General features: G+C 40.6%; 24 protein-coding genes. 18 read left to right on the forward strand and 6 right to left on the reverse strand.

All coding sequences use genetic code 11. The annotated features are described in order from the left end of the window. Nucleotides 1-49 precede the first annotated feature (49 nt). The 6 genes from R0J88_RS13485 to R0J88_RS13510 all read right to left on the reverse strand — a co-directional run bounded on the left by R0J88_RS13485 (nt 50) and on the right by R0J88_RS13510 (nt 4,776). Nucleotides 50-763, reverse strand: a complete 714-nt coding sequence (locus R0J88_RS13485) for a YIP1 family protein (RefSeq protein WP_410900166.1) — start codon at nt 761-763, stop codon at nt 50-52. A gap of 264 nt (nt 764-1,027) precedes the next feature. Continuing rightward, nucleotides 1,028-1,693 carry a hypothetical protein gene (locus R0J88_RS13490; RefSeq protein WP_006794237.1) on the reverse strand — a complete coding sequence of 222 codons (666 nt, stop codon included), beginning with the start codon at nt 1,691-1,693 and terminating at the stop codon, nt 1,028-1,030. A gap of 170 nt (nt 1,694-1,863) precedes the next feature. Then, on the reverse strand, nt 1,864-2,550 hold the full coding sequence (locus tag R0J88_RS13495) for a TorF family putative porin (RefSeq protein ID WP_006794238.1): 687 nt from the start codon (nt 2,548-2,550) through the stop codon (nt 1,864-1,866). Between the two features lie 282 nt (nt 2,551-2,832). Beyond that, nucleotides 2,833-3,996 carry a hypothetical protein gene (locus tag R0J88_RS13500; protein WP_010557712.1) on the reverse strand — a complete coding sequence of 388 codons (1,164 nt, stop codon included), beginning with the start codon at nt 3,994-3,996 and terminating at the stop codon, nt 2,833-2,835. Between the two features lie 139 nt (nt 3,997-4,135). Continuing rightward, nucleotides 4,136-4,336 carry a helix-turn-helix transcriptional regulator gene (locus tag R0J88_RS13505; RefSeq protein ID WP_006794240.1) on the reverse strand — a complete coding sequence of 67 codons (201 nt, stop codon included), beginning with the start codon at nt 4,334-4,336 and terminating at the stop codon, nt 4,136-4,138. An 8-nt stretch (nt 4,337-4,344) separates the two neighbouring features. Further along, entirely contained in the window at nt 4,345-4,776 is a 432-nt protein-coding gene (locus tag R0J88_RS13510) for a hypothetical protein (RefSeq protein ID WP_410900167.1), read from the reverse strand. Nucleotides 4,777-5,007: 231 nt separating this feature from the next. On the opposite strand from R0J88_RS13510, the gene R0J88_RS13515 reads away from it, so the two are divergent. From R0J88_RS13515 to rplQ, 18 genes are all read left to right on the forward strand, one after another. Beyond that, a complete protein-coding gene (locus tag R0J88_RS13515; RefSeq protein WP_410900168.1) occupies nt 5,008-6,969 on the forward strand; it encodes an AsmA family protein in 1,962 nt (653 codons plus the stop codon). A 272-nt stretch (nt 6,970-7,241) separates the two neighbouring features. After that, complete coding sequence (rplN, locus tag R0J88_RS13520) at nt 7,242-7,610, forward strand: 50S ribosomal protein L14 (RefSeq protein WP_002959498.1); 369 nt, start codon at nt 7,242-7,244, stop codon at nt 7,608-7,610. 10 nt (nt 7,611-7,620) lie between these two features. Then, nucleotides 7,621-7,935 (forward strand): 50S ribosomal protein L24, encoded by a 315-nt coding sequence (rplX, locus tag R0J88_RS13525; protein ID WP_006794243.1) that lies wholly within the window; start codon nt 7,621-7,623, stop codon nt 7,933-7,935. A gap of 16 nt (nt 7,936-7,951) precedes the next feature. Then, nucleotides 7,952-8,491, forward strand: a complete 540-nt coding sequence (rplE, locus tag R0J88_RS13530) for a 50S ribosomal protein L5 (protein WP_006794244.1) — start codon at nt 7,952-7,954, stop codon at nt 8,489-8,491. A 10-nt stretch (nt 8,492-8,501) separates the two neighbouring features. Then, the gene (rpsN, locus tag R0J88_RS13535) at nt 8,502-8,807 is read left to right on the forward strand and encodes a 30S ribosomal protein S14 (protein ID WP_006794245.1); all 306 of its coding nucleotides are present in this window, start codon (nt 8,502-8,504) and stop codon (nt 8,805-8,807) included. A gap of 21 nt (nt 8,808-8,828) precedes the next feature. After that, on the forward strand, nt 8,829-9,221 hold the full coding sequence (rpsH, locus tag R0J88_RS13540) for a 30S ribosomal protein S8 (RefSeq protein WP_006794246.1): 393 nt from the start codon (nt 8,829-8,831) through the stop codon (nt 9,219-9,221). 13 nt (nt 9,222-9,234) lie between these two features. After that, nucleotides 9,235-9,768 carry a 50S ribosomal protein L6 gene (rplF, locus tag R0J88_RS13545; RefSeq protein ID WP_006794247.1) on the forward strand — a complete coding sequence of 178 codons (534 nt, stop codon included), beginning with the start codon at nt 9,235-9,237 and terminating at the stop codon, nt 9,766-9,768. Nucleotides 9,769-9,777: 9 nt separating this feature from the next. Next, nucleotides 9,778-10,128 (forward strand): 50S ribosomal protein L18, encoded by a 351-nt coding sequence (gene rplR, locus R0J88_RS13550; protein WP_006794248.1) that lies wholly within the window; start codon nt 9,778-9,780, stop codon nt 10,126-10,128. A 9-nt stretch (nt 10,129-10,137) separates the two neighbouring features. After that, the gene (gene rpsE / locus R0J88_RS13555) at nt 10,138-10,644 is read left to right on the forward strand and encodes a 30S ribosomal protein S5 (RefSeq protein WP_006794249.1); all 507 of its coding nucleotides are present in this window, start codon (nt 10,138-10,140) and stop codon (nt 10,642-10,644) included. Nucleotides 10,645-10,646: 2 nt separating this feature from the next. After that, on the forward strand, nt 10,647-10,829 hold the full coding sequence (gene rpmD / locus R0J88_RS13560) for a 50S ribosomal protein L30 (RefSeq protein WP_002959482.1): 183 nt from the start codon (nt 10,647-10,649) through the stop codon (nt 10,827-10,829). 4 nt (nt 10,830-10,833) lie between these two features. Further along, on the forward strand, nt 10,834-11,268 hold the full coding sequence (gene rplO / locus R0J88_RS13565) for a 50S ribosomal protein L15 (RefSeq protein ID WP_006794250.1): 435 nt from the start codon (nt 10,834-10,836) through the stop codon (nt 11,266-11,268). Nucleotides 11,269-11,278: 10 nt separating this feature from the next. After that, complete coding sequence (secY, locus tag R0J88_RS13570) at nt 11,279-12,607, forward strand: preprotein translocase subunit SecY (protein WP_006794251.1); 1,329 nt, start codon at nt 11,279-11,281, stop codon at nt 12,605-12,607. Nucleotides 12,608-12,629: 22 nt separating this feature from the next. Further along, on the forward strand, nt 12,630-12,743 hold the full coding sequence (rpmJ, locus tag R0J88_RS13575; RefSeq protein WP_002959476.1) for a 50S ribosomal protein L36: 114 nt from the start codon (nt 12,630-12,632) through the stop codon (nt 12,741-12,743). A gap of 125 nt (nt 12,744-12,868) precedes the next feature. Further along, nucleotides 12,869-13,225 (forward strand): 30S ribosomal protein S13, encoded by a 357-nt coding sequence (gene rpsM, locus R0J88_RS13580; protein ID WP_006794252.1) that lies wholly within the window; start codon nt 12,869-12,871, stop codon nt 13,223-13,225. Between the two features lie 12 nt (nt 13,226-13,237). Next, nucleotides 13,238-13,624, forward strand: a complete 387-nt coding sequence (gene rpsK, locus R0J88_RS13585) for a 30S ribosomal protein S11 (RefSeq protein WP_002959471.1) — start codon at nt 13,238-13,240, stop codon at nt 13,622-13,624. A gap of 21 nt (nt 13,625-13,645) precedes the next feature. Beyond that, on the forward strand, nt 13,646-14,266 hold the full coding sequence (gene rpsD, locus R0J88_RS13590; protein WP_002959461.1) for a 30S ribosomal protein S4: 621 nt from the start codon (nt 13,646-13,648) through the stop codon (nt 14,264-14,266). A 24-nt stretch (nt 14,267-14,290) separates the two neighbouring features. After that, a complete protein-coding gene (locus R0J88_RS13595; RefSeq protein ID WP_008127834.1) occupies nt 14,291-15,277 on the forward strand; it encodes a DNA-directed RNA polymerase subunit alpha in 987 nt (328 codons plus the stop codon). Between the two features lie 39 nt (nt 15,278-15,316). Continuing rightward, nucleotides 15,317-15,718: a 50S ribosomal protein L17 gene (gene rplQ, locus R0J88_RS13600; RefSeq protein ID WP_006794892.1), complete on the forward strand. Its 402-nt coding sequence runs from the start codon at nt 15,317-15,319 to the stop codon at nt 15,716-15,718. Nucleotides 15,719-16,243 lie beyond the last annotated feature (525 nt).

Raw genomic sequence — 16,243 nt, forward strand, 5'->3', positions numbered from 1 at the left:
ATCTGTCCGTGAATAAGTAGCGCAGAGGTAAAATACCTCTGCTTATTAATTACATTGCGGCAATAATTGCCCAAATACCAAAAATAACGAGTGTTGGAAGCGCCGAGAAAAGTAACGCTTTATTTGTTGAAAAATTTGTCCAACATTTTAAGCCAACCATTCCTAGTCCAATCCCCCAAAGACTACTTAGCTTTAATGATTCTAGTAATGTATAAAATGCGCTACCAGGTTCTAACCCAACAACAAGCTGATTAATTGAATCAAAGTTAAATACTGCTGTTTGAGATATTTGATCGGTACTTGCACTAAGTACAAGCGCTATCGTACCTAAACTCAGAACAACATTTGGCATTATTGTCCAAATAGTAAAACCATACCAAGCACCATAGCTGTGCTCTGACTCTGGGTCTAATTTAGCAATGAGCATATAATACACAGCCATTATCGCGGCTATGATTGCAGTACCTAATACGATTGATATCATGCTAATCCATACTTGTATTCCGGCGTTTTGTTCAATGCTTTGGCGAATCATTTTTTGCTCGCCAATTGTTGCATCAACACTTGCAGCTGCAAATTGCTCGTTAATCAAAAACTGCATATCAACGGTAGAATAAAAAATATAAATACTCGCCATTGAAACTAAAGATATTGTTATAAAAGCAAGCCATGACCAACCTTTGGCGTGCTCAACACCATTGAAAGCTTTGCTTGGACTAATGTAAATATCGAGTAGGGCGCTAAATGCGTTAGGTGATTTCATTATTATTCCTTAATAACCTATATGTGATTTGGTAAACACTTGATACCAATGGATAGATTAATAATATAGGAAAAAGTATGTACTAATTTTATTCAATTGTAACCGATTGTTAACAAGGGTGGCATTATAAAAGTAATTAATAAAAGACGTATTGTTAAGCTCTATAGTTGCCAGATGGTTTTAATATGATTGAGCCATAAGGAGTGGAGCTTAATAATCACGTTGTTATGGCTGTATCTAATGCAAATACAGCCATTTATTTAATTAGCTATCAGATAAACTCAGACCGCTAGGGTTATCTGTTGCGATATACAATGCTTTTAGTTTTTTATCACCACTTTCGGTTTCAGTGAATTGCTGAAAAGAATAGTTTTTAGAAAAGCTTGAAAGGGTGTCAATAGATGCTTGGTTACTACTTTGCGTATAAGTAAGTTCTATCGCGCAAACCTTTCCTGCACACTCTAAGTCTTGCTGTAAAATGGTAACGTCTTTTAATTCATTTATAATAAATTCGTTTAACTTATCTTTACGTATCTGGGCAACTTCAGAGTATTCAATATCAGACATGCGTTGCAGTAATAGTGAAGTGTCATTTTTAAATACGTCATCTAATGCTTTTTTTGACACAAACTCTTTGCCATTTTCTGTAGAGACAAACTCATCAGAAAATACTTCAGCAGTTAAGACTTGTTGCTCTGGTTTATCTAACTGTTCTTGTGTTGTTGAATTGCTTTTATCGGTGATGGGCAACACGTTTTTACCTGTAGATAAAGTTTGTATGGGCTTCATATCAATTACTGGGATGTTTTTGTTGGATTCGATAGCTGATTGTTGAACCGATAGATTAGGCTCTGGTGAGTAATGTAATGTGAAGATAATCGCAAAACTAACTGCAATAACAGAAATAGTAATTAACACTTTATGTTTCATTTTTACTGTCCTTAGTAATCAAAAGCCTAAGCTTTGAAAAGTCCAATTCAACTTAACATAGTAAGAACCTACCTTCTAGTTATACAATCATGAATACTTAAACAAATTTGCCTTAGTATAAAAAAAAGGGCCAAATGGCCCTTCAGTTGCAGCAAGTAACACATGTTTGTTTATAGGCTGAAGTCTACAGCGTAAGCAACGTAAACTTTTACATCTGACTCATCCATATCAGTGTCTGATACGCCAAATGTGAATCCATCTTTTGATACAGACACACCGTAATCAATGATGTCTTCGTCACCAATAAAATCGCCAGAATAATGACCTATGTGTAAAGCCATTTCTGTACCATTGCTGCCTACGGCAAAGCCGTAATCAGCTGTCAAATAAAGTGAGTCGCCAAAGTCTGTACCGTCGCCACTTGCAGCAGAAGTAGCAAGCACTGATGCACCAAAGGTAAAGCCTTCAACACTGATGCTACCGTAAATTTCTGAAAAATCAGCATCTGCGCTTGATGCCGCGTCTGGGTAAGCATAATAAATGTAACCTACATCGTAACTAACACCTTCGCTAATATCGCCACCAAAGCCTGCGTAAAAATCTAGCTCGTAGGTCATTTCGTCAGCCCAAGATGCATTAGATACCCATGTACCAGCATAAAACCCAGATTCGTCAGCGTAATCAATACCACCAGAAATAGCAGCGTCGCCGCCAGTTTGTTCTTGTCCACGCCATAAGTAATTTGAAGTAGCTGCTACATTGGCAGACACTTCAGCATTTACTGCTGTTGATGTAAGTGACGTTGCAGCCATTAATGCCACGGCGCTAAAAGCGATTGTTTTTTTTAGTTTTAACATGTTCCATTTCCCGTTATATGATTTTTTGCATAGGAAGGCTTTTTATTATGAAGTACCGTAGCCTTTTGATTTATGCGTTTTTATTGTTTAACTGAGAATAGAATTGCACTGTGTGTGCCAGCTTGATTTATTTTGTTTTAAAATTAAATTTTATGTTTTATTAACAATGGCTTGCGTTTGGGGTGGGTGCTTTAGATTATGCGGAAGAAATATTTTATCGCACATCGCTGGTGCATAAAATAATCAAGCTGCACCATGAAAGTACAGCTTGTTTAGAATTATTTAGCCAAATATGGTGCGCATTAGACTAATTGTTTCGTTTACACTGCGGCCTTTTTGAACTTCGCTGATTATTGAGTCGCGTTTGCTACGAATATGCTCAGGAATATCATCGGCAGCCAAAGCGCGGTCAACTAAAATTTCAGCAGACTCTTTACCTCTGCGTTGTGTTTTACCCGTTTTAGTGGTGCTACGCTTTGGTTTATTAAGTAATTTAATATAGTTAGAGCTATCTGGTGTTTTGTTATCCGCGTAGTAAAAAAAGCACGGAATAAGCGCTTTAATTGACACTAATTGCTCTTCTAGTTCATTTGAAGCATTTGCCATTTTGTACCATGACATAGCTTGAATGCCTTTTACAATATCTTGCCAGTAACGCTCAAAATCACTATTTTTGAGTTTAGTAACCGCAAGCGCTGAGCATAATGCGTCTAAACGGCTATTTGTAATTGGCGTAAAAATATCAGGGCGACGCATTGCAAGTAGTCGTGTTGCCGGAGCAAGAGTTGGCTTTTCACTGCTATCAGTAAATATTTTGCTATAAGCAGCTACAAACTGTTGGTACTCGTAATGGGTAATGTCACCTTCAAGAGGAATATTAGCCAGTGCTTCATCAAACGCACCCGGTAAATCACCAATGAGTTGGTGGAAAACTTTAGCACTCTTAGTTGATGCAAACCACTCAACATCAAAATCGTAAGTGCTTGGATCAAGTGAAGCCATATGCTTGCCAGTAAAAGCAAGAAGGTCTTCAGGGATCATGTCTTTTAATGATTGCTCACGAATACTTTTTACGTAACTTGCTAAACGAAGTTGTTCATCAAGTGCAATAACATCTTTATGTTGCTCTATAAATACACTTACCACAGGCCAAGGGGCTACACGAAGCGTTTTAACTTGTAAAAAGCTGATAGCCGAAATAAGCTGATCATGCAGTTTTTTCAGAACAGGTAGCTGTTGCGGCTCAAGTAAATCGTAGTTAATACGGTCTCTGCTTGCGTTTAATAGCTCGTAACACCAAGGTAAAAAATCATCAGGATGGTTTTCTACTTTCACGGCCATAAGGTTAAGGCTTAATTCTGAAGATTGTTTCAGAATGTTCTGATAGATTTGATTTTCTTGCTCGCCTAGTGTCATTTTTGACGGTGAAATTAGCAGTTTTTTCATGCCTTGTAGATACTCCGGATTTATATATATGTATTAGCATTGCTTATTTTAGCTCAAATACACTAATAACAACAGCGCTGTCCTGCGCGCTGCATTATTATGGTGTTTAAAATCGGGGTTAATCTAACCAGCTCGGTTATTAATCAGCCTCTTCTAATATGAAGAGGCTTTCAACGGGCATGTTAAAGTTAGCTGCAATTTTAAGCGCTATAATGACCGACGGCGTAAATCGATTTGTTTCTACAGTGCTTATTGTTTTACGCGATACGCTTATAGCATCGGCAAGTTCTTGCTGCGAAAGCCCTGCCTCTTTACGAAATTTTGCTATGTTATTTTGCACTTTGACTCCTAATCACGGCTCTGCCAAAGTAATGAAGCACCATATACCAAAAGCATGATACTGAGATAAAGTATTGCCATAGTTGCATGCGAAACCTCGCTAGGTATTTCATCGCTTTTATAAAAAACGGCGATAAGGCAAAGTCCAAATGCAAAACTTGTATGTTTATAGGCATTAATGTCAATGTTGTTTAGAAACTCATCTTTATATGCATATTTAAAATACATTTTTAATGGGAAGTCTGCTTTAGTTATATAAATAGCTATTATAATTATATAAAAGAAAACGCTCATTCCAACAGTTAAAAGCCCTTCAATATGTTGGTCTTGTTTTATCAGTGAGTAAACACTGAGAAGTAAACAAACTACGCCAGCGCTTATACTAATCCATATATCATGACTCATGAATTGTTCTTCTGTTTTTATATTTTGCTGTTTCATAGTATTCATCCTGTAATAGTATTTGATTTCTTGTAACCTCTGGGTATCAATGTAACCTTGGGGTATCAATGAGTCAATTATTTTTTGTAACCTAAAGGTATCAAAATGTTTCAGGAACGATTCATATGAAATAAGTAAACTGTTTTTATGATCTTTTTTTATCTACAGCAATGCTTTTAGGCTTAACACTCGCTATGATAAAAACATAATTTGACCGCTTAAAGGACGAACATGAAAACCTTACTCAAAATTTTTGGTGTAATACTCTTACTCTGTATTGCTTTAATTGTCGCAGCGCCTTTTTTAATTCCTACCGATACCATTTTTAATAAAGTATCAGAGGAAGTTCAAAAAACGACGGGAAGAACGCTAACAATTAATGGTGACAAAACGCTTAGTGTGTTTCCTGCACTAAAGTTAGAGTTGAATGATGTCCACTTTGCTAATATGCAAACAGGTTCGCGAGCTGATATGGCAAGTATGCAGCAGCTGGCAGTACATATACCTTGGTTCTCGTTATTTGGCGGTGAGTTTAAGCTTGATAAGTTTGTTATTAACGAACCAGATATTTTATTAGAGACAGATAAAAATGGTAAAGCTAACTGGCAGTTGTTTGATGCTGTAGCAGAGCAACCAACAGAGCCTGGTGAGGCAATTAAGCTACCTGCTAGCTTTGATATTGAGCTGGGTGAGGTCGCTATTTATGGCGGTACATTTACATATCTAGATGGTCAAACGGGCGCCAAGCAGCAAATTAGCGATTTAGAGCTGGCTATTTTACTTCCTTCATTACGTAAAACCCTTGAAGTTAAAGGGGGGATTACCTATATGCAGGAGCGATTTGAACTAGATGCAAAACTTGATACGCCTGCAAAGGCAATTGAAGGGGCGACGTTTGAGGTTACTCAAAGCGTAGACTCTCGCTTGGTCGATCTTACGTTTAACGGCAGTATTGCTCGCCAAGGTAAAGATATAAAAGGCGAGTTAGCGCTAAGTGGCGACTCTGTTAAAGAGCTAGCGACTTGGCAAGGGGTAGACTTAAACGCTAAAGAAAATGCATTTAATGCGTTTAGTGTAAACGGTAAAATGCATCTCATGGATGATACGTTTAACTTAGAAGAGCTGATTGCTACCCTAGATGAATTAGAGATTAAAGGGAAAAGTGAAGTAAACTTAAGCAATAAACTAGCGGTTAATGCTGATATAGACCTAGGTATGCTTGATTTGAATCCCTACTTACCAGAGGCTGTCGCTAAACAGCAAGCGCCGCAAAATGAAGAACCTAAAGCCGCGCAGCCGATTGTTTGGGACGATACTAAAATTGATTTAAGCGCATTAAATGCACTTAATGCTAATGTAGTTATTCGCTCAAGCGGTTTAAAAGCTAACGATATTGAGCTAGGTGCTAATCAATTTACAGTCGATTTAAACAACAGCGTTGCTAAATTAAGCTTAGATAGCTTTAAAGCATATGAGGGCACTGGTAAAGGGGTTATCAACATAAATGCGCAGCAAACGCCGTATAAAATAAACACAAATTTTGATTTAGCCGACATAGACGCACAACCGTTACTCACTGATGCAGCTGGCTTTGATAAGCTCATGGGTAAAGGGTCATTAAATTGGAATTTGACCACAACTGGGCAAAGTCAAAAAACCTTTATTAATGCATTAAATGGTAAGGTTGGCTTTGAATTTGCCGATGGTGCTGTTAAAGGCGCAAACGTGGCTGAAATGGTTCGCAAAGGCAAAGAGCTTATTACGGGTAACCTTGGATCTGTGAGTGAAGGGCTAGATACGGGCTTTGAAGAATCAGAACAAACAGATTTTTCTGCGCTTACAGGTAGCTTTAATTTTATTAAAGGTGTTGGACGAAATACTGACCTTTCACTAATTAGCCCTCTGATTCGTATTTCCGGTGAAGGAGATGTGGATTTACCTCTTACTAAAGTTGATTATCGTTTGGTAACAGGGATTGTAGATTCAATAGAAGGTCAAGGCACTACCGATGACAGTACAGGCTTTAAAATACCGTTACGCATAAAAGGGCCATTTCACGATGTGGGAATTAAACTTGATGTAAGTAATGCCTTAAAAGATGAAGCAAAAAAGAAACTCGATGACGCAAAAGAAAAAGCGAAAGAGAAAGCCAAAGATAAAGTAAAAGATAAATTAAAGGGGCTATTTGGCTAAATAACCACTAGTAAAATAAACAAGGCACTTTTTAAGTGCCTTGTTTATTTTATAACCATTGAAAAAATAGTCACATAGCTTTACCAACGTTAATAAAATCCCCTCAGTCCTTAAATTAATTAAAAAATAACCTATCGCTACATGCTCAATGCTGGTACAATTGCCCGCCCTTAAGAGACAACTCGTTTGTTTTTGAGTGGGATTTAATCGAAATGTCTTGATTTTAAACAATTTTAAGACACGTTGTAATTACTACACCGGAGGTCATTAACATGATCCAAATGCAAACTCAGCTGGAAGTTGCTGATAACAGCGGCGCTCGCAAAGTGCAGTGTATAAAAGTCCTTGGTGGTTCACACCGTCGCTACGCAGCGATTGGCGACATCATTAAAGTTTCTGTAAAAGAAGCTATTCCTCGCGGTAAAGTGAAGAAAGGTGATGTTAAAAACGCGGTAGTTGTGCGTACCAGAAAAGGTGTTCGCCGTCCAGATGGTTCTCTGATCCGTTTCGACAGCAACGCGGCTGTTATCTTAAATGATAACTTGCAGCCAATTGGTACACGTATTTTCGGCCCTGTGACTCGCGAACTTCGTAATGACAAGTTCATGAAAATCGTTTCACTAGCCCCAGAAGTACTGTAAGGAGCCAATCATGGCAGCAAAAATCCGTCGTGGTGACGAAGTAATCGTACTAGCAGGTAAAGACAAAGGTAAGCGCGGTAAAGTGCTTTCAGTTGTTACTGAATCTGGTCGAATCTTTGTCGAAGGCATAAACTTGATCAAGAAACACCAAAAGCCGGTTCCACAATTGAACCAAGCTGGCGGCATTGTTGAGAAAGAAGCGTCTATGGACGCATCAAACGTTGCGATCTTCAACTCGGAAACGAGTAAAGCAGATCGTGTAGGTTTCAAGATTGAAGATGGTAAGAAATTACGTATCTTTAAATCTACTGGTAAAACTATCTAATAGTTGGAGTAGAATGATGGCGAAACTGCATGAAGTATATAAAGACAAAGTAGTTGCTGAGCTTCAAGAGAAGTTTGGTTTCAGCTCTGTCATGCAAGTCCCTCAGATCGAAAAGATCACATTAAATATGGGCGTGGGCGAAGCCCTAGCTGACAAGAAAATTTTAGATCACGCTGTAGCTGATTTAACTGCAATCTCTGGTCAGAAACCTTTAATCACTAAAGCACGTAAATCTGTTGCTGGCTTTAAAGTGCGTGAAGGCTACCCAATTGGTTGTAAAGTAACCCTACGCGGCGAGCGTATGTGGGACTTTTTTGAGCGTTTGGTATCAATCGCTATCCCACGTATTCGTGACTTCCGTGGCGTAAGTGCTAAGTCTTTTGATGGACGTGGTAACTACAGCATGGGCGTACGTGAACAAATCATCTTCCCAGAAATCGATTACGATAAAGTAGACCGTGTACGCGGTATGGATATCACTATCACTACTTCTGCGAAATCTGATGAGGAAGGCCGTGCGTTGTTAGAAGCGTTTAACTTCCCATTTAAGAAATAAGGGTAGGGTTATGGCAAAGAATTCTATGAAAGCGCGCGAAGCAAAGCGCACAAAACTAGTTGCTCAGTATGCTGAAAAGCGTGCTGCACTAAAAGCTATCATCAGTGATGTTAATACATCTGAAGATGATCGTTGGGACGCGGTACTTAAGCTACAAGCTTTACCTCGTGATTCTAGCCCTGCACGTCAACGTAATCGTTGTAACATTACGGGCCGCCCACATGGTTTCCTTCGCAAATTCGGCATGAGCCGTATTAAAGTTCGCGAAGCAGCTATGCGCGGTGAAATTCCTGGCCTTAAAAAGGCTAGCTGGTAATAGAATCATGGGAGTAAGACTATGAGCTTGCAAGATCCTATCGCGGATTTGTTCACACGTATCCGTAACGGTCAATCAGCGAAGAAAGTATCTGTAACGATGCCAACTTCAAAGCTGAAAGTAGCATTAGCTAAAGTACTAAAAGACGAAGGTTACATCGTAGACTACGCAGTTAACGGTGAAGTTAAACCTGAGCTTTCTATCGAGTTGAAGTACTTCGAAGGCAAAGCTGTAATTGAAAATATCCAGCGTGTAAGTCGCCCTGGTTTACGTATCTACAAGAAACGTGACGAATTACCGAAGGTAATGGGTGGTCTTGGTATCGCTATCGTATCAACTTCTAAAGGCCTAATGACAGACCGCGCAGCACGTAGTGCTGGTGTTGGTGGTGAAATCATTGGCTTTGTAGCTTAATCGGAGGGGAACTATGTCTCGCATAGCAAAGGCACCAATTAATGTTCCTGCCGGTGTAGAAGTTACATTGAAAGGCCAGGAAATCACAGTTAAAGGCAAAAACGGTGAACTTACTCGTACTATCAACGACGCAGTTGAAGTACAAGTTAACGACAACGTTATTACAACTTTACCTCGTGAAGGCGTAGCAAATGCATGGGCACAAGCAGGTACTGCTCGCGCTCTAATCAACAACATGGTTGTTGGTACGCATGAAGGTTACGAGAAGAAACTTCAGTTAGTAGGCGTTGGTTACCGTGCTGCAGCTAAGGGTAAAGTTTTAGACTTAACACTTGGTTTCTCACACCCAGTTAATTTCGCAGTTCCTGAAGGAATTACGATTGAAACTCCAAGCCAAACAGAAGTTCTAGTTAAGGGCGTAGATAAGCAGTTAGTTGGTCAAACAGCTGCTAACATTCGTGCATACCGTAAACCTGAGCCTTATAAAGGTAAAGGTGTTCGCTATTCAGATGAGAATGTACGCCGTAAAGAGGCTAAGAAGAAGTAAGGTAAGACGATGGATAAAAAAACAGCTCGTCTACGTCGTGCTAAACGCACTCGTAGAAATTATATTGAACAAGGCACAACGCGTCTTGTTATCCACCGCACGCCACGTCACATTTACGCTCAAGTAATTAATGCTGAGGGTAATGTACTGGCTGCTGCTTCTACTGTTGAGAAGGCTATTAGCGAAACAGTTAAAGGCACCGGTAACGTTGAAGCTGCGCAAGCAGTTGGCAAAGCGGTTGCTGAACGTGCGGCTGACAAAGGCATCGAAAAGATTGCTTTTGATCGCAGTGGCTTTAAATATCACGGCCGTGTGAAGGCGCTAGCTGATGCTGCGCGTGAAGCCGGTTTGCAATTCTAGGAGTAGACAATGGCTAACGTAGAAGCAAAGCAACAACAGCCTGATCTAGCTGAAAAGCTAATCGCGGTAAACCGTGTGTCTAAAGTAGTTAAAGGTGGTCGTATCTTTAGCTTTACTGCACTAACTGTAGTTGGTGACGGCGCAGGTAAAGTAGGTTTTGGTTATGGTAAAGCACGTGAAGTTCCAGCTGCTATTCAAAAAGCAATGGAAAAAGCACGTCGCAACATGATCAATGTAGACCTAAATGGCAATACATTACAGCATCCTGTTAAGGGACGTCATGCTGGCTCACTAGTGTTCATGAAACCAGCCTCTGAAGGTACTGGTATCATCGCAGGTGGTGCTATGCGTGCAGTACTAGAAGTGACTGGTGTTCAGAACGTACTATCTAAATGTTACGGTTCTACTAACCCAATCAACGTAGTACGTGCAACGATTTCGGCTCTTGAGAATATGAATTCTCCACAGTCTATCGCTGCAAAACGTGGCCTTCGCGTAGAAGAAATACTGGGGTAACCATGGCTAATCAAACTGTAAAAGTAACACAAGTAAAAAGCTCTATCGGTCGTTTACCGAAGCATAAAGCTACATTACGCGGTCTTGGTTTACGTCGTATCAATCACACTGTTGAGTTAGAAGACACAGCATGTGTACGTGGTATGATAAACAAGGTTTCTTACATGGTTAAGGTAGAGGGTTAATTTCATGCATTTGAATACACTTTCACCTGCTGCAGGTTCAAAAACTGCCCCTAAACGTGTTGGTCGTGGTATCGGTTCTGGTCTTGGTAAGACTGGTGGCCGTGGTCACAAAGGTCAAAAGTCACGTTCTGGCGGTAAAGTACGCGTTGGTTTTGAAGGCGGTCAAATGCCTATGCAACGTCGTCTACCTAAATTTGGTTTCACTTCACGCAAATCGTTAGTATCTGCAGAAGTTAACCTTTTTGAAATCGCTAAAGTTGAAGGCGATGTGGTAGACCTAAGCGCGTTACAAGCAGCTGGTCTAGTTAAAAAGAACGTTCTTTTCGTTAAAGTTGTTAAATCTGGTGAAGTTTCACGCGCTGTTACACTTAAAGGTCTTAAAGCCTCTAAGGGTGCACGCGAAGCTATTGAAGCTGCCGGAGGCAAGGTAGAAGACTAAGGAAGTACAAATGGCTAAACCAGGTCAAGATACACAAAGTGCACAAGGTGGGCTTTCGGAATTGAAGCGTCGATTACTCTTCGTATTGGGCGCTATCATAATTTACCGTCTAGGTTCATTTGTGCCGATCCCTGGGATTGACGCCGCTGTACTTGCCGATTTCTTCGAGCAACAAAAGGGCACCATTGTTGAAATGTTCAACATGTTCAGTGGTGGTGCACTTGAGCGAGCTTCAGTGTTAGCGCTGGGTATTATGCCGTACATCTCGGCTTCGATTATTACGCAACTATTAACGCATATGTATCCTCCGTTTATAGAGCTTAAGAAAGAAGGTGAGCAAGGGCGTAAAAAAATTAGCCAGTACACACGCTACGGCACGCTTGTGCTAGCTACTATCCAATCTATCGGTATTGCTACTAGCTTACCGGGCATGATGAACGGGTTAGTTGTTAATCCGGGTATGGGTTTCTATTTCACCGCTGTGGTGAGCTTAGTAACTGGTACTATGTTCCTTATGTGGTTGGGTGAACAAATAACAGAACGTGGTATCGGTAACGGTATTTCAGTTCTAATATTTGTTGGTATTGTAGCTAACTTGCCGTCTGCTATTGGTTCGACAGTCGAAATGGCGCGCCAAGGTGATTTGAATGTTTTTGTACTACTTATGGTTGCGGTTATAGTATTCGCTGTTACTTATCTTGTAGTGTTTTTCGAACGTGGACAACGTCGTATTGTTGTTAACTACGCTAAACGCCAACAAGGTCGTCAAGTATTTGCTGCTCAAAGCACGCATTTACCACTAAAAGTAAACATGGCGGGTGTTATTCCACCAATCTTTGCTAGTAGTATAATTCTGTTCCCTGGTACAATTGCTAGCTGGTTCGGCCAAGGTGAAGGTCCTGTCGCTGATGCATTACAAGCTGTTGCTACAACGTTGACTCCAGGTCAACCTTTGTACTCACTTGTATTAGCTGCGGCAATTATCTTCTTCTGCTTTTTCTATACAGCGTTGGTGTTTAACCCTCGTGAAACTGCAGATAACCTTAAGAAATCTGGCGCATTTATCCCAGGTATTCGTCCAGGTGAGCAGACATCTAAATACATTGATAAAGTGATGACACGCCTGACATTGGCAGGTGCTTTGTATATAACCTTTATCTGTCTGGTGCCCGAATTCATGACTATGGCATGGCAAACGCCATTCTATTTCGGCGGTACATCAATTTTGATTATCGTTGTTGTAATCATGGACTTTATGGCACAAGTACAGACTCACCTGATGTCTCATCAGTATGATTCTGTGCTGAAAAAAGCGAACCTTAAAGGCTACGGTCGATAAGGTCAGTTTACGGAGTTGAGCAATGAAAGTACGTGCTTCCGTTAAGAAAATATGCCGTAACTGTAAAGTTATTAAACGTGCTGGTGTAGTACGCGTAATTTGCAGTGAGCCTAAGCATAAGCAAAGGCAAGGCTAAGTAAACAGTCGTGCAGGCTGAGATTTCTCGGCCTGTGTTTTTAGTAGTGATTTGGTCTTCGTTTGAGTATCCTTACGGGCTTTTCAAACTTTTGATTACCAAATTCGAATATAGGAGATGTGTTAGTGGCCCGTATTGCTGGCATTAACGTCCCTGATCATAAACATGCAGTTATTGGTTTAACAGCTATTTATGGCATAGGTAAGACTCGCTCTAAGGCTATCTTAGCAGCGACTGGTATCGCCGAGACCACAAAAATCGGTGAACTTTCTGACGAAACACTTGACGTACTGCGTGATGCAGTTGGCAAGTACACTGTTGAAGGTGATCTTCGTCGTGAAGTTACATTAAATATCAAGCGCCTTATGGACCTTGGTTGTTACCGTGGCCTACGTCACCGTCGCTCTTTACCACTACGTGGTCAAAGAACTAAGACTAACGCGCGTACCCGTAAGGGTCCTCGTAAGCCTATTAAGCGATAAGGGGATAGTATTATGGCTAAGACACCAATTCGTCGTAAAAAGGTTAAAAAACAAGTTGCTGATGGTATGGCTCATGTTCATGCTTCTTTCAACAACACTATTGTAACGATTACCGACCGTCAAGGTAATGCACTATCATGGGCTACTGCCGGTGGTTCAGGTTTCCGTGGTTCACGTAAATCTACACCATTTGCTGCTCAGGTTGCTGCAGAGCGTGCAGGTACTGCTGCTCAAGAATACGGTTTAAAAAATCTAGAAGTTTTCATCAAAGGTCCAGGTCCAGGTCGTGAATCTGCTGTACGTGCTTTGAATGCTGCTGGTTACCGTATTACCAACATTACTGACGTGACGCCAATACCACATAATGGTTGTCGTCCACCGAAGAAACGTCGCGTTTAACAATAGGTTAGGAGAAATAACATGGCAAGATATTTGGGCCCTAAGCTCAAGCTGAGTCGTCGTGAAGGTACTGACCTGTTCCTTAAGAGCGGCGTAAGAGCTATCGACTCTAAGTGTAAACTTGAGACTGCACCTGGTCAGCACGGCGCTCGTAAAGGTCGTCTATCTGATTACGGTTTACAATTACGTGAAAAGCAAAAAGTACGTCGTATCTACGGTGTATTAGAAAAGCAATTCCGTAACTACTATAAAGAAGCTGCTCGCCTTAAAGGTAATACAGGTGAAAACTTGTTACAGCTTTTAGAGCAACGTTTAGACAATGTTGTATATCGCATGGGTTTTGCTAGCACACGCGCTGAAGCACGTCAGTTAGTAAGCCATAAAGCGATTCTAGTTAATGGTCGTGTTGTGAACATTCCTTCATACGTAATTACTCCAGAAGATACTGTAGTAATCCGTGAGAAGTCTAAGACACAAGCACGTATCATCGCTGCTCTAGAGTTGGCTGAGCAACGTGAAAAGCCGACTTGGGTTGAAGTTGACGGTAAGAAATTGGAAGGCAGCTTTAAGCGTCTACCTGAGCGTTCAGACCTGTCTGCGGACATTAATGAACAACTAATCGTCGAACTTTACTCTAAGTAAAGTTAAGAGTTAAGAGAGGATAAAATGCAGGGTTCTGTTACAGAATTTCTAAAACCAAGGTTAGTCGACATCGACGCTATAAACCCAACGCGTTCTAAAATAGTTTTAGAGCCATTAGAGCGTGGCTTTGGTCACACTCTGGGTAATGCTTTACGCCGTATATTACTTTCATCTATGCCTGGATGTGCAGTAACTGAAGTAGAAATCGACGGTGTATTACATGAGTACAGCGCGAAAGAAGGCGTTCAAGAAGACATCATTGAAATACTATTAAACCTTAAAGGTTTAGCAGTAACGTTAGAAGGCAAAGATGAAGTTTTTCTGACCCTGACTAAATCTGGTGTAGGCCCTGTTACTGCGGCTGATATTCAGCACGATGGCGATGTAACAATTGCTAATCCAGATCACGTTATCTGTAATTTAACTACAGGTAACAGCGAGATCAGCATGCGTATTCGTGTTGAGCGCGGTCGTGGTTATGTGCCGGCATCTAGTCGTTTATCCTCTGATGACGATGAGCGTCCAATTGGTAGATTGTTGCTTGATGCATCATTCAGCCCAGTTGAACGTATTGCGTACTCGGTTGAATCAGCTCGAGTTGAGCAACGTACAGATTTAGACAAATTAATCATTGATATGGAAACAAACGGTACATTAGATCCTGAAGAAGCGATCCGCCGTGCGTCTACTATCTTAGCTGAGCAATTAGATGCATTCGTAGATTTACGCGATGTAACTGAGCCAGAAGAGAAAGAAGAGAAACCAGAATTCGATCCTATTCTGCTTCGTCCAGTCGATGATCTTGAACTAACAGTACGCTCAGCAAATTGTTTGAAAGCCGAGCAAATTCAATATATCGGTGATTTAGTTCAGCGCACTGAGGTTGAGCTTCTTAAAACGCCTAATCTAGGTAAGAAGTCTCTAACTGAAATTAAAGACGTGCTAGCTTCACGTGGTCTTTCTCTAGGTATGCGCCTAGAAAACTGGCCACCTGCAAGTTTAGCTGAATAATCTAAATCACTATATTAGTTTAGTTAGAAGGATAGGGTCATGCGCCATCGTAAGAGTGGTCGTCAATTAAACCGTAACAGTAGCCATCGTAAAGCGATGTTCAGCAATATGGCAGGTTCTTTGGTGAAACATGAAATCATCAAAACTACTTTGCCAAAAGCGAAAGAGTTACGTCGTGTAATTGAACCTTTAATCACACTGGCTAAGACTGACAGTGTAGCAAACCGCCGTTTAGCGTTTGCTCGCACACGCGACAATGAAGTTGTTGGTAAATTATTCAGTGAAATCGGTCCACGTAACGCGGATCGTCCAGGTGGTTACACTCGTATTCTTAAGTGTGGCTTCCGTACTGGTGATAATGCACCAATGGCTTATATTGAACTAGTTGGTCGCCCAGCGACTAGCGAAGAAGTTCAAGAAGACGCACAGTCTGCAGAGTAAGTCTTAAAGAAACCTAAAAGCCGAGCTTATGCTCGGCTTTTTAATGCCTGAAATTTACAAATTAAACTTCTGCGTTATTATATTTACCTATTACCTATTACCTATTACCTATTACCTATTACCTATTACCTATTACCTATTACCTATTACCTATTACCTATTACCCATTTACCACTAATCTCAAGTGCTCCAAAACACAGCTCTATTACATTAATGATTCAGCGAAGTGAGTAGCATTACTATAAAAACGGTAACGTTAAACCTAAGAAAAATCATAAGCTAATATGGTTGTTACCATAATTACCTTTCAAATAAGCACTAGAAAGATATTTATCATCATACACTTAGTAAAATGGCGCTATTACATAAATAAAGCTTACTATTAGTTGTGTTTTTGAGCGTTTAGCTCAAATACTCATCGAACAGCATGTTTTTTCAAGTTTTCTTTAAAAAAGGGTTGATCTGTTTTCGGATCTCCCTATAATGCGACCCCACTGAGACGGCAGAGCAGGCAACGCTTAGCGA

The sequence above is a fragment of the Pseudoalteromonas sp. SIMBA_162 genome (genome assembly GCF_046535955.1).
Taxonomy (GTDB): Bacteria; Pseudomonadota; Gammaproteobacteria; order Enterobacterales; family Alteromonadaceae; genus Pseudoalteromonas; species Pseudoalteromonas marina.